Annotated in this window: 11 protein-coding genes; 6 read left to right on the top strand and 5 right to left on the bottom strand. The window is 41.3% G+C overall.

The window, feature by feature from the left end:
- Nucleotides 1-19: 19 nt before the first annotated feature.
- Together PIECOFPK_RS05575 and PIECOFPK_RS05580 are read right to left on the bottom strand one after the other, a co-directional pair.
- Complete coding sequence (locus tag PIECOFPK_RS05575) at nt 20-1,279, bottom strand: aminotransferase class I/II-fold pyridoxal phosphate-dependent enzyme (protein ID WP_409966695.1); 1,260 nt, start codon at nt 1,277-1,279, stop codon at nt 20-22.
- Between the two features lie 172 nt (nt 1,280-1,451).
- Nucleotides 1,452-3,863: a penicillin-binding protein 1A gene (locus tag PIECOFPK_RS05580; protein ID WP_330973428.1), complete on the bottom strand. Its 2,412-nt coding sequence runs from the start codon at nt 3,861-3,863 to the stop codon at nt 1,452-1,454.
- Between the two features lie 189 nt (nt 3,864-4,052).
- Here PIECOFPK_RS05580 and PIECOFPK_RS05585 point away from each other — a divergent pair, with 189 nt between their 5' ends.
- From PIECOFPK_RS05585 to PIECOFPK_RS05595, 3 genes are read left to right on the top strand one after another with little or no spacing between them, the layout of a single operon-like run.
- A complete protein-coding gene (locus PIECOFPK_RS05585) occupies nt 4,053-4,274 on the top strand; it encodes an AtpZ/AtpI family protein (protein ID WP_330973429.1) in 222 nt (73 codons plus the stop codon).
- Nucleotides 4,258-4,665 carry a hypothetical protein gene (locus PIECOFPK_RS05590; RefSeq protein ID WP_330973430.1) on the top strand — a complete coding sequence of 136 codons (408 nt, stop codon included), beginning with the start codon at nt 4,258-4,260 and terminating at the stop codon, nt 4,663-4,665. Before PIECOFPK_RS05585 ends, PIECOFPK_RS05590 begins: the two co-directional genes overlap by 17 nt.
- On the top strand, nt 4,658-5,278 hold the full coding sequence (locus PIECOFPK_RS05595; RefSeq protein ID WP_409966696.1) for a SprT-like domain-containing protein: 621 nt from the start codon (nt 4,658-4,660) through the stop codon (nt 5,276-5,278). Before PIECOFPK_RS05590 ends, PIECOFPK_RS05595 begins: the two co-directional genes overlap by 8 nt.
- 9 nt (nt 5,279-5,287) lie before the next feature.
- On the opposite strand, the gene PIECOFPK_RS05600 is transcribed toward PIECOFPK_RS05595, so the two are convergent.
- Both PIECOFPK_RS05600 and PIECOFPK_RS05605 read right to left on the bottom strand, forming a co-directional pair.
- The gene (locus PIECOFPK_RS05600) at nt 5,288-6,397 is read right to left on the bottom strand and encodes a carboxylate-amine ligase (protein ID WP_409966697.1); all 1,110 of its coding nucleotides are present in this window, start codon (nt 6,395-6,397) and stop codon (nt 5,288-5,290) included.
- 96 nt (nt 6,398-6,493) lie between these two features.
- The gene (locus PIECOFPK_RS05605) at nt 6,494-7,432 is read right to left on the bottom strand and encodes a RimK family alpha-L-glutamate ligase (protein WP_409966698.1); all 939 of its coding nucleotides are present in this window, start codon (nt 7,430-7,432) and stop codon (nt 6,494-6,496) included.
- Nucleotides 7,433-7,581: 149 nt separating this feature from the next.
- Between PIECOFPK_RS05605 and PIECOFPK_RS05610 the strand changes: the two genes are divergently transcribed.
- From PIECOFPK_RS05610 to PIECOFPK_RS05620, 3 genes are all read left to right on the top strand, one after another.
- On the top strand, nt 7,582-8,391 hold the full coding sequence (locus PIECOFPK_RS05610) for an alpha/beta hydrolase (protein WP_409966699.1): 810 nt from the start codon (nt 7,582-7,584) through the stop codon (nt 8,389-8,391).
- Between the two features lie 63 nt (nt 8,392-8,454).
- Entirely contained in the window at nt 8,455-10,494 is a 2,040-nt protein-coding gene (locus tag PIECOFPK_RS05615; RefSeq protein WP_330973435.1) for a thioredoxin domain-containing protein, read from the top strand.
- Between the two features lies 1 nt (nt 10,495).
- Nucleotides 10,496-11,053: a DUF1543 domain-containing protein gene (locus PIECOFPK_RS05620; RefSeq protein WP_330973436.1), complete on the top strand. Its 558-nt coding sequence runs from the start codon at nt 10,496-10,498 to the stop codon at nt 11,051-11,053.
- Here the strand turns inward: PIECOFPK_RS05620 and uvrC are convergent.
- Nucleotides 11,050-12,870 carry an excinuclease ABC subunit UvrC gene (gene uvrC, locus PIECOFPK_RS05625; protein WP_330973437.1) on the bottom strand — a complete coding sequence of 607 codons (1,821 nt, stop codon included), beginning with the start codon at nt 12,868-12,870 and terminating at the stop codon, nt 11,050-11,052. The genes PIECOFPK_RS05620 and uvrC overlap by 4 nt on opposite strands.
- Between the last annotated feature and the right edge of the window lie 25 nt (nt 12,871-12,895).

Consider the following 12,895-nt stretch of genomic DNA (forward strand, 5'->3'; position numbering starts at 1 on the left):
TTGTAGTTATGTAAAGTATTTATTTTTTCTCAGCCATATCTGGAATAGCATTGGTCTTGTAAGCTCCGGCATCCAGTTTTTCTTTAGCCGCAGTAAATGCTTCCAGTGTGATACGTATATCTTCATCGGTATGAACAGCCGTAGGAATAAGACGGTAAATGATATGACCTTTCGGAATTACGGGGTATACCACAATCGAACAGAAGATTCTGTAATTTTCTCTTAAGTCCATTATCATTGCTGTGGCTTCTTCTACACCACCTTTCATATAAACTGGCGTTACAACAGAATCTGTTTTACCGATATCAAAACCTCTTTCTTTCAGCCCATTTTGCAATTTTAGCGCATTTTCCCACAGCTTATCCTTTAGTTCTGGACGGGTTCTCAGCAGTTCCAGTCTTTTCAGGTTGCCGATTACTAGCGGCATGGGAAGACTTTTTGCGAAAATTTGGCTACGGATATTATAACGGATATAGTCGATGATTTTTCTTTCGCCTGCTACAAAAGCCCCAATAGAAGCCATTGACTTAGCGAAAGTAGAGAAGTAAAGGTCGATTAAATGTTGTACTCCCTGTTCTTCTCCTGCTCCGGCACCGGTTTTTCCCAACGTTCCAAATCCATGCGCATCATCCACCAGCAGTCGGAAATTATATTTACTTTTTAGATTAGCTATTTCTTTTAACTTGCCCTGATCACCGGCCATGCCGAAAACGCCTTCGGTAATGACGAGGATACCGCCCTGACCTTGTTTTTCTACATATGCAGTGGCGCGCTGCATTTGTTTTTCAAAATCTTCAAGATTGTTGTGTTTGAACACAAAGCGATGACCTGCGTGAAGCCTTAGTCCGTCAATGATACAGGCATGGCACTCGGCATCATAAACAATTACATCGTGGCGGCTACACAATACATCGATAATACTTACCATTCCTTGGTAGCCGTAGTTGAGCAGTACCGCATCTTCCTTACTCACAAAGGCAGCCAGTTCTGCCTCCAGTTGTTCATGATAGTTGGTATTACCACTCATCATCCGAGCTCCCATTGGAGAAGCCAGCCCAAATTGTTGAGCACCTTCAGCATCTGCTTTTCTTACTTCCGGATGATTGGCCAGTCCCAAATAATTATTTAAGCTCCAAACAATAACATCTTTACCTCTGAATTTCATACGGCTTCCAATTTCGCCTTCGAGCTTGGGAAACGCGAAATAGCCATGAGCTCTTTCTCTATACTGACCAATCGGGCCGTAGTTTTTCAGAAGTCTATCAAAAATATCCGCCATATTATTTATTGGTTTGAATAAAAATTGCGCAAATATAAGAACCATTGGCCAAAGCGCAGTCAGAACTTTTGACGCTGGTGATGTTTTCCAATCTGCTATAAGTTGATATACAGATATTTATACTATCCTTGTGTTTATTATAACTAACACAAATCAAGAATTCGGACCATAGTTACTCTTTATTTTTCTTTTTGAAGATTTTATTAAACAGTCCTTTTTTCTTTTTAGGCTCTTCAGGAGCACCAATGGGCTTGTCTTGAGTTACTTTCTTGGAGGTGTCCTTAGGTTGTTGTTTGGATTTTGGATCCTCAGGTAATGGAGCCGATTCTGGACCGATATACTCTTCCAGGTTCTGCATGTAATCTTCCTCTGTACCTACTCCGATATCTTTACCTTCGGCAGAGGGTTCAGGGTTAATATCAGTTACGTATAAGGATGGATCGGCACTTACGGCATCATTGCTTAAGCTGGGTGGTTCAATAAAGCGATCCTCCTTGCTAATGCCCAAATCTTTGTTGGCATATACCTTTTTAAAGAAATACTCCCATATGGGGCGTGCTGCTTGCCCTCCGAAACCACCCGCACCTTCATTTCTGATAAATCGGTCGTCACTACCCACCCATACGCCGGCGAGCAGTTGCGGTACAAAACCTATAAACCAAGCATCACTATTATCGTTGGTAGTTCCCGTTTTACCGGCCATTTCTGCGGCTCCTAGGCGGGCACGCAATCCGGCAGCGGTTCCTACATCTACCACTCCTTGCATCATACGTGTCATGATGTATGCAGCGGCTTCGCTAATAACCTCTCTACGGTTTGCGCTGTAATCCAATCGTTTTATTACATTGCCGTTGCGGTCCTCAATGCGGCTAATAAAGTAGGGTTTGGTGGAAAAGCCCCGTCCGGCAAATATGGAATATGCCCACATCATTTCAAACAATGAAAGCTCGCAAGAGCCCAGGGCAATGGATGGGAAGGGTTTCACCTCTGTGGGGAGCCCTATTTTCTGTAGGAAATCTACGAATTTTGCCGGGCCTACCTGTTTCATGATATAGGCGGTGGCACAGTTGCGTGACCAAGTAAGTGCAGAGGCCATACTCATCGTACGACCGGTACAGCTAGCAGAAGTGGCCGGCACCAGCTGACCCTTTCCAAAACTTTGTTGTACATCCTCTACAGGTGTATCGGGAGAAAAATTGAGCTCATCCACTGCTTCACTATACAGCAGCGGTTTGATGGTAGATCCTACTTGTCTCTTAGTGTTGAGGTTGACGTGGTCGTATTTGAAAGTTTTAAAGTCGATACCTCCTACCCAGGCTTTTACTTCACCGGTGATAGGATCCATAGCCATGAAACCAGCTTGCGTAAATAGCCGATGGTATTTAATAGAGTCGTATGGCGTCATGACCGTGTCTTTGGAACGGGCTGCGTTCCACGCAAAAACCTTCATAGGGGTTTTTACAAAAAAGGTGGCTCTAATTTCTTTATCGCTCAGACCGTCCTCGGCTAGATTACGCCATCTTTCGCTATTTTTCATAGCCGCTTCCAAAACGTGTTCATATTTTTTCCATACCGAACCGTTTTTTATAAAGCCTTGGTTGATAACATTGCGATATAGTTTGGGAGCCTGTTGCGCTACTGCTTCCTCGGCATAGAGCTGCATAACGGGATTGATGGTTGTGTAGATTTTCAAGCCATCATTGTATATGTTATACGGAGTGCCGTCGGGTTTGGTGATATCCTTTAATATTTTCTTTACTTCTTCACGTAATATTTCTCTAAAGTAAGGCGCATAACCCAGGTCTTCTGTAGGTTTCTTATAATTCAATTTAATAGGCTGCGCCGATAAACTGATTGCCTGATCGGCAGTGATATTGCCATTTTCAGCCATGCGCGACAGTACCAGGTTTCTCCGGTCCATGGCCGCTTTGGGATTGCGACGCGGATTGTAGATGCCGGGGCCGTTGATACTTCCTACCAGTAGCGCAGCTTCTTCTATGGTGAGTTGACTAGGTTCTTTTTGAAAAAAAGTTCTAGAAGCATTTCTGATACCGAATACGTTATCCGGGAAAGGAACGGCATTGAGATAAAGCGTCAATATTTCTTCTTTGGTGAAATTTCTTTCCAGCTTAACAGCAATGATCCATTCTTTTAGTTTCTGGAGAATTCTTAAAAATGGATTGCTGGCGCGCTTATTAAAAAGTGCCAAAGCCAGTTGTTGGGTAATAGTACTACCACCACCGGCAGAGCCTCCGTAAATAATAGCCCGCATCGTGCCTTTTATATCTATACCGGCGTGATCATAGAATCTTTTGTCTTCTGTGGCTACTAATGCGTTTATAACATGCGGGGATATGTCTTTGTATTTTACGATACTTCTGTTTCCTGAAGGGAGATAAAATTTCCCCATAAGGGTTCCATCGCTTGCATACACTTCTGACGCTTGTGCAATGGTGGGGTTTTCGAGCTCAGCCATAGAGGGCATTTTTCCTAGTAGGCCAAAATTGGCCATTAGTATAATTGCAATAAAAGCACCCCATCCCAAAAAAAACAATCGCCAAAAATATTTTACCGTTTTCTTCATTCAATCATATTTTATATTCAATGTGGTAGTATGTATGTTAATACCGACCACAGACTAACAAAATTGCAGTAAAACTACATTTTAAAGCAATTATTTATTTCTTAAAATTAAGAATAGACCGGCGTAATGTTATTGAAAAAGTAAATATTTCACTGGATTCGAGTAGTTTTATTCCAAAATAATCGCTTCGTGGAACCTAAAAAAGTCTCCCCTTGGTTAAGATATCTGGGACTGACAGCACAGTTACTGGTATTAATAGGCCTATCATTGTATGCCGGTATAAAACTTGACGAAAAACTTAGTGTAAGTCCGTTATTTACACTAATCTTACCTTTGCTGATATTAGCCTCAACATTTTATAAACTGATTAAAGAAACTTCAAAAAAGAATAAAGATGGAGCAAACAAGTAGAAAATTGAACCCGGTAAAGCTGATGATTCTGGTATTTGTATTACTGACTGCGTTTTTTCTTGTTTGCAAGGATATACTGTTACAATCGGGTGTGGACCCTTATGTAATGGTGGCCGGAAATCTTATTCTTTTTATAGTAGGTCTTTTTACTATAATAAGCGGACTGAAGGCTATTCGTAATCCCAACCCTCATGTTTTTGTAAGAGTGTATTATGCGGGATTTATCATCCGTCTTTTCGTTTGTGCCCTTGCAGCATTTATTTATATTTATTTGAGTAAAGATGGGGTGAGTAAACCTTCGCTATTTGCTTGTTTGGGTATATATGTTTTGTATTCGTTTATCGAAGTTTTTTCTTTAAAAAAAGCGCTGAGAGAAAATAGTAATGGCTAAAAAGGAAGTGCCTCTGCATCATTTGGCACAGTATCTACCCGATAACACTTACGAATCTGTAATCGCTTATTTGAATTTTTATAAGGTACATCTTACCATAGCAAGAAGCCGTAAATCGGTTCTGGGCGATTATCGGCATAAATGGGGTTCTGCGAATCACCGCATTAGTGTTAACGGCAATCTGAATAGATATGCTTTTTTGATAACCTTACTTCACGAGCTGGCACATCTCATTACCTTTGAGCAGTACGGTAATCGGGTGCAGGCGCATGGTAAGGAATGGAAAAATATTTATGCCCGGCTTCTGGCGCAGTTTATCGAGAAAAAAATTTTCCCTGCGGATATCGAATACGAATTGCTCAAAAGTCTACGTAATCCTGGAGCCTCTAGTTGTGCTGAAGAAGACCTGCAGCGTGTACTTTACGATTATAATGAAAGAAAAGACGGTTATACGCTACTGGAACGGCTTCCGGCAGGTGCGTTATTCCAGATATATGATGGCCGTGTATTTCAGAAGGGGAAAAAACGTACCAAGCGCTATAATTGTGTAGAAATAGCCACTAATAAAGTGTATTTGTTTAGCGGTGTGTACGAGGTACTTCCCGTCCGATAAACAGATCAGTTATAAAATGGCAAGAAAACTATCACTAATATATCTAGCAACTTCTTTAAGATTATTTGTTGCTTCATAAACAGCCAGCTGTCTGTCAGCCCCTGTGCCTTGTTCCAAAATGCGGTGTACATATTCTACACGATGGCGGCTTCCCAGATGATTCAAAACCGGATCTATAAAGTCGAGCAATTCGTAAATCAAAGCACGGGTATTTACTTCCTCTTCCTTGCCAAAATCAATCAGTCTGCCATCCAATCCATAGCGGCTGGCGCGCCATTTGTTTTCGTTAATCAATGCACGCGAATACTGAATAAAGTTCAGGTTTTTGCTACGCAACATGTAGATACGGGCGCATATGGCCTGAAACAATGCTGCAATGGCAATGGTTTCATCCACTGTCATGGGAATATCGCATATTCGGAATTCCACTGTATTGAAGAAGGGGTGCACCCTTAGGTCCCACCAGATTTTTTTGGCGTTATCAATACAGTTCGTTTTGATCAGCATCTTAACGTAATTGTCATATGCTTCTATGCTTTCAAAAGCATCAGGAATTCCGGTGCGCGGGAATTTATCAAAGACTTTAGTGCGAAAGGATTTGTATCCGGTGAGGCGGCCTTCCCAAAACGGAGAATTGGTGCTGAGTGCAAAGATGTGTGGCAAAAAATAGCGAGTAGAATTGGCAATATGGTTGGCCAACTCACGGCTTTCCATGCCCACATGTACGTGAAGTCCGAAAATTAGATTGCTTCTTGCCGCTTCTTGTAGCTCGGCGATGATTTCATTATAACGTTGATGATCAGTAATAAGCTGGCTTTGCCAGTGGCTAAACGGATGCGTGCCGGAAGCACCCAGTTTGAACGACAGCCCTTCGGCTATGTCACTAATCGTTTTGCGCAGCAACGCTACATCTTTATAGGCTTCGTCAATATCCTGGCAAATGTCAGTACCCACCTCTACTACAGCCTGGTGCATTTCGGCCTTTACCTTATCCTTGATACTTTTCTGACCTTCTTGCACAATTTTCTGGTCATGGCTTTTAAGCTCATATGTTTCAGGGTCGAGCACCATGTACTCCTCTTCGATCCCTAAAGTGAAAGCTTTATAATTTAACACCATATTCGTTGCGATACTAAATGTAAAAAAATACAACTGCAAGATATTACGCCTTTTGCATATAGCATCAGGGCGAAATCTTTTGCTGATAAAGCAGGCTTATTTTCCTGCACTATCTCTTACGAATGCTCCCCAGCTGAGATGGTTTACTCCGTCATTCGCTAATGCTTTTTCAATGGCATAGTTGGCAGCAGTTTCCACCACCCATTCAAAGTTTTCTGCTCCTACGCTAGCAATATCAGCATCAGGAGCCGGATTGCAGAAATCAATCGCATAAGGCACCCCATTGCGAACGGCCAATTCCACCGTGTTGAAATCATACCCTAAATAGTGGTTTATTTTTAAAACAATATCCGTCATTTCCTGTAATCTTTTCGGCGAGGGAGTAAAGCTAGCCTGATAGCGTAGGTGATGCGGATTGCGGGGTTCATATGGCATGATGCGCACGTATTTTCTTCCGATACAATAGCAGCGGTAGTATTCCTCAAAAACAATTTCTTCCTGAAGAAGCATTACCAACTGTTCAGTTTCTTTATGTTTTTCAAAAAACTCCTCGATGCTATTGAGTTTGTACACATGTTTCCAACCTCCACCTGCAAAAGGTTTCATATAGGCTGGAAACCCTATCTCTTTAAAGATGCTTTCCCAGTCCAACGGATAGGCCAAATTGGTGAATGATTCGCTTGAGGTATCATCAGGCATTTCGTAAGAAGGGATAATAGCTGTTTTGGGTACCGGAACTCCAATCTGTGTCATGAGGCAGTTATTGAAATATTTATCATCTGCACTCCACCAAAAAGGATTATTGATAACGGCAGTTCCCGTCAATGCGGCGTTTTTCAACCAGGTTCGATAGAAGGGTACGTCCTGCGAGATACGGTCAATGATTACTGCATAACCGCTTGCTACTCCTTGTATGGCTTTATCGATGCGTACCGGTTCGGCGATAATGCCTTCAACGTTTTTACTGTTTACACGATCTATAAATGCTTGCGGAAAAGATCGTTCTTTGCCATAAAGGATACCGATTTTTTTCATATTGCTTGGTTTGTATTTTAATGTTATGGTAGTAACGTACTTTTACGGAGGCGTAGATGTCTCTATCAAATATATTTTTTTATATCTTATAAACAAAATTGTTTATAAGATTGATTCATGCTACTTTTAGCGCTAATTTGGGAGGTTACATGAAAACGGCTACAGATGCAATTTTGACTATTGAAACCGTGATGCTGAAGTCCCGAAATCTGAAAAGGGATGTGGAGTTGCGCTTTTATTTTCCTAACATTATCACCGATTGGTCAGCATTGCCACTCTTACTAATAAATGACGGACAAGACTTGCCCGTTATGCAGTTTGATGAGATGCTAAAACAATTGTACGAACAGGGCTCGATACATCCGTTGATTGTTATAGGCATTACGGCAGGGAAGGAGCGTACCATGGAGTATGGCGTGGCGGGTGTTGTAGATTACAAGGGACGCGGCGCTAAAGCCGATTTATATAGCGCTTTTGTTTTAAAAGAATTATTGCCTTATACCAAAAAGCGCTTTAAGGTAAGCGCGTTTAAAGAACTATCATTTGCGGGATTTTCTTTGGGTGGTTTGACTGCATTGGATATTGTATGGAATCATCCAGATGTTTTTTCAAAAGTGGGTGTATTTTCGGGATCATTATGGTGGCGTAGTGTAGATCAGGACGATCCGTCTTATGAGGATGATAAACACCGCATCATGCAACAGGTGATCCGCAATGGACATTTTGCTCCCGGACTAAAATTTTTCTTCCAGTGCGGAAAACTGGATGAAAGCGGCGATAGAAATAACAATGGTATCATCGACTCTATTGATGATACATTAGATCACATTAAAGAGTTATTGGCAAAAGGCTATCGTGCGGAAGATATCTCTTATCTGGAACTAGACGATGGAAAACACGATGTTCCTACCTGGGGGAAAGCTATGCCTGTATTTTTAAAATGGGGATGGGGAAAATAAGTCGTATATTGGTGCGTTTATAAAATAGGAAGCATTAATTTTTTCATTACAGAATGCAGTATTATGCCCAATGCACTAATCAATGAAACCAGCCCTTATCTGTTACAACATGCACATAATCCGGTAAATTGGTATCCCTGGGGTGAAGAAGCTTTGCGTAAAGCTAAAGAGGAGGACAAGCCCATTCTCGTGAGTATAGGTTATGCAGCCTGTCATTGGTGTCATGTGATGGAGCGTGAAAGTTTTGAAGATCCTGAAACGGCTGCCATCATGAACGAGTTTTTTGTAAATATTAAAATAGATAGAGAAGAACGCCCCGATCTGGATCATATTTATATGGATGCGGTGCAGGTGATGACGGGGAGTGGCGGCTGGCCCTTGAATGTTTTTTTGACTCCCGATAAAAAACCTTTTTATGGAGGTACTTATTATCCTCCCATTCCGATGGTGAATCGTCCTTCGTGGAAGCAGGTATTGCATGCAGTAGCAGAAGCATTCCAGCATAAACGTAAGGAAATAGAAGAGCAGGCAGAAGGGCTTACTTCGCATTTAATGAGCTCGAACAATTTTGGTATTAATACACCACACAATGATTTTTCGATAGAACAAATCGATGCCGCTTGCGAAAATCTTTTAAAGCAGGGTGATAAGCAATGGGGCGGCTTTGGAGCAGCGCCAAAATTTCCACAGACATTTGCTATACAATTTCTATTGAAGTATGGACTACTGGAGCAAAAAAGAAGACCGGAGATGGCTAAGGCTGCGCACGAGCATGCTTTCCTGAGCCTGAATAAAATGATTGAGGGAGGCATTTATGATCAAATTGGTGGTGGTTTTGCCCGGTATGCAACCGATAAGGAGTGGTTAGTGCCTCATTTTGAAAAGATGTTGTATGATAATGCACTGTTGGTTACAACGCTGAGTGAAGCTTATCGCATCACAGGTTGGGAACAATACAAGACAGTTATTCAGCAAACGCTGGAGTTTGTAGAAAGAGAAATGTTGCATCCCTCTTATGGTTTTTATGCTGCGCTAGATGCCGACAGTGAAGGAGAAGAAGGAAAGTTTTATGTATGGACGTTGGAGGATGTAAAGCGTATACTAGGAACTGATGCGGATATCTATTGTGAATTTTATGATATCACTGCGGAGGGTAATTGGGAGCACCGTAATATATTAAGAATAAAAACACCATTGGCAGTATTTGCTGCAGAAAAGAAAATAGATGTTGCAACATTGAAAAACTTATTGAAGCGTTGCAATAAAAGAATGTTGGAGGCTAGAGCTTTGCGCATAAGGCCTGCTTTGGATGATAAAATCATATTAGGTTGGAATGCATTGATGAATGCTGCTTACAGTCATGCCTACGCGGCTACAGGCATCGATGCTTATAGGCAAACGGCCATTCGTAATATGCAGTTTCTACTGGAAAATTTTGCCGATGCCGATGGTGTACTGATGCATGTATGGAAGAATAATGAGGCTAAGTTTCCTGCCTTTTTGGATGATTATGCTTATCTCATTCAGGCTTTATTGCAATTGTATAAGGTGACTGCCCATCCACAGTGGTTGCAACGAGCCAAAAAGCTCTGCGAAAAGGTGCTTCAAAATTTTGTAGAGCCGAGTGGATATTTTTACTACACACCGCAACAACAGCAAGATGTCATTATTCGAAAAAAAGAAGTATACGATGGTGCTACTCCCAGCGGCAACGCAGTTATGGCATTAAACTTATTGGAATTGGGTATGCTGTTCGACAAGCGGGATTGGGTGCAGCAGGCACAGCAAATGATTACCGGTGTAAGTACTCTTGCCGTGAAGTATCCAACTTCTTTTGGAATGTGGTTGATGGGATATTATCAGCTCATCAAAGGAACTAAAGAAATAGTGCTATGTGGAGCGTACGAGCGAGACTTAAGTACTTTATTGCAACAGCCATTGCCTTTTAATATTATTATGGCTACACACGAAGAGGATGAGCAGTATCCATTGTTAAAAGGAAAGGTTGTAGGAAATCCTCTTGCTATTTACTTGTGTGAAAATTATGCTTGTAAGCAACCCGTATTTGATATTGAAAGTTTATTACAACAGTTAAATGATTGATATGGCGTACAAGTTATTCTACTTACTGTTGGGATGTACACCTCCTGGAAGACATACAGAGCAGCATGATGTTTTCTTTTGTATCGGAACATCACTAAAGGATATTGTACCCGATATTCAGGCTTTTTGGCCCGATGCAGGCAAAATACATATAGACTGTTGGCGAGAAGTAACTACTGTTGACGGTTATAGTATTACAGTTGCAGAAAGACAAGTCCACCATACCAAATCACAACATCTTTTCTTCATTAATTTGGGAGGATATTTACCAAACTCATTTGAAGAACATCATTATAAGTTGCTCACCATTGCTACTGATATGTCGGAAGCCATTCGCAACGCAAAGCAAACCGAATTTTACCGCGATTACAATACTGAGGATAGAAGCGGCGTGAGTCATGTGGATAATAAGTATGGTGTGGACGTGGATGAAATTCTCAATGTAGAAGATATTCTTCCTTCACAACAGAAAGAGAGATTTGCGCTTATTATCGAACCGGCTGCCACTAAAAAGGAAGATGAACTGCACATCGGGTATTTAAAATTAGATAAGATTTAATCTTTTTGTGGTTCTTTATCTGTATGGAAATAATTCCATACGATTTGTGCTTTGGCTTTGCCGATTACAGGGGCCAGTTCCTCCACACCCTTCTGGCTAACATTTTTAACTGACCTGAATGTTTTAAGCAACATATCCGCAGTATTTTTGCCGATGCCGTTGATGCTCTCCAGCTCGTTTTTGAAAGTGCCTTTGCTGCGTTTGGCTCTGTGAAATGTCACCCCAAAGCGATGCACTTGGTCGCGAATAAATCTTATGAATTTGAGGCTGGGACTACTATACGGCAATTTCAAAGATTCTTGGTCGCCGGGGAAAAATATTTCTTCTTCATTCTTGGCAAGGCCTATGAGGGTGATTTTTCCATGCAATTCCAGCTCTTCAATTGCTTCCATGGCTGCACCTAGCTGTCCTTTACCTCCATCGATGATGACCAGTTGGGGTAAGGGTTGTTGCTCTTCCTTCAGTCTTTTATAGCGGCGATACACGGCTTCTTTCATTGAAGCAAAGTCGTTAATCCCTTGTACGGTTTTTATATTGAAATGTCGGTAATCTTTTTTGCTAGGAACCCCGTTTTTGAAACACACCATGGCACTTACGGGGTAGCTACCCTGAAAATTGGAATTGTCAAAACATTCAATATGTACCGGCAATTGTTGTAATTGCAAATCGGCCTGCAATTGTTCAAGTACTTTTACCTGATCTACATTGCGGTTAATTTTCAGGCGCTCTTTGTTTTTAAGTTCCTCAATGAAGTAGCCGGCATTTTTTTCCGATAGCTCAATCAGCTTTTTTCTGTCGCCGGCTTTGGGTACCACAATTTTTACATCCGATTCGGGATAATCAATAGGAATGGGTACCACAATTTCTTTGGCATCGCTATTAAAGGTGCTACGTAATCTTTCTATGGCATACACTAAAACTTCTTCAACAGGTTCGTCCAGATGCGTCTCTAGTTTGTTAGTATGCGTTTGTACAATCGTGCCATTGCGCACCATTAAAAAATTTACGTAAGCAATATCATCGTTTTTGATAATGCTGAAGACATCTTTGTCGCCACCTTTTAAGCCTGTGATGACCGTCTTTGCTTGGTAATAATCTTCGAGATACTCAATTTTCTTTTTTATTTGTTCTGCTTTCTCAAATTCCAGATTTGCTGCCAGAGCTTTCATTTCTTCTTTGAACTGCCTGATTACGGGAGCAAGGTTACCCTTGAGCAGATTTTTTACCTGACGGATATTAGCTTCATATTCTTCCTGAGATTGTAATCCCTCACATGGCCCCTTGCAATTACCGATATGATATTCCAGACACACTTTGAATTTCTTTCGCTCTATATTCTTTGGGGTAAGATTAAGCGTGCAGGTTCGCAAGGGTATGGTTCGACGAATGAATTCGAGTAGTTCCCTTACTTTAAAAACCGATGTATAAGGTCCCAAATATTCAGATCCGTCGTTCACCGGTTGTCTGGTGAGATACACCCTTGGAAAGGGCTCGTTTTTGATAACAATATAGGGATAACTTTTATCATCTTTTAAGCTGATATTATAACGGGGTTGAAATTCCTTAATGAGTGAGTTTTCAAGAATAAAGGCATCCGATTCGCTATCAACAATAGTAAATTCAATTTTAGCAATGCGCTTTACCAGTTCATGAGTTTTATAGTTGGTGATGTTTTTGTTAAAATAAGAGCTCACCCGTTTGCGCAGGTTCTTGGCCTTCCCTACATAAATAATGGTGCCTGTGTTATCAAAGTATTTGTAAACGCCGGGCTGTGTGGGTATGGTCGGTGCTATTTTCGAAAATGCTTCCTGCGTCATAAGAATGGCAAAATTACAAACTATT

This window comes from Chitinophagaceae bacterium C216, assembly GCA_028485475.2.
Classification (GTDB): domain Bacteria; phylum Bacteroidota; class Bacteroidia; order Chitinophagales; family Chitinophagaceae; genus Niabella; species Niabella composti.

Bases quoted from the DNA above. Each gene is read 5' to 3' on its own strand.
- PIECOFPK_RS05575 (WP_409966695.1), bottom strand. From the start codon at position 1,279: ATGGCGGATATTTTTGATAGACTTCTGAAAAACTACGGCCCGATTGGT.
- PIECOFPK_RS05580 (WP_330973428.1), bottom strand. From the start codon at position 3,863: ATGAAGAAAACGGTAAAATATTTTTGGCGATTGTTTTTTTTGGGATGG.
- PIECOFPK_RS05590 (WP_330973430.1), top strand. From the start codon at position 4,258: ATGGAGCAAACAAGTAGAAAATTGAACCCGGTAAAGCTGATGATTCTG.
- PIECOFPK_RS05595 (WP_409966696.1), top strand. From the start codon at position 4,658: ATGGCTAAAAAGGAAGTGCCTCTGCATCATTTGGCACAGTATCTACCC.
- PIECOFPK_RS05600 (WP_409966697.1), bottom strand. From the start codon at position 6,397: ATGGTGTTAAATTATAAAGCTTTCACTTTAGGGATCGAAGAGGAGTAC.
- PIECOFPK_RS05605 (WP_409966698.1), bottom strand. From the start codon at position 7,432: ATGAAAAAAATCGGTATCCTTTATGGCAAAGAACGATCTTTTCCGCAA.
- PIECOFPK_RS05610 (WP_409966699.1), top strand. From the start codon at position 7,582: ATGAAAACGGCTACAGATGCAATTTTGACTATTGAAACCGTGATGCTG.
- PIECOFPK_RS05615 (WP_330973435.1), top strand. From the start codon at position 8,455: ATGCCCAATGCACTAATCAATGAAACCAGCCCTTATCTGTTACAACAT.
- PIECOFPK_RS05620 (WP_330973436.1), top strand. From the start codon at position 10,496: ATGGCGTACAAGTTATTCTACTTACTGTTGGGATGTACACCTCCTGGA.
- uvrC (WP_330973437.1), bottom strand. From the start codon at position 12,870: ATGACGCAGGAAGCATTTTCGAAAATAGCACCGACCATACCCACACAG.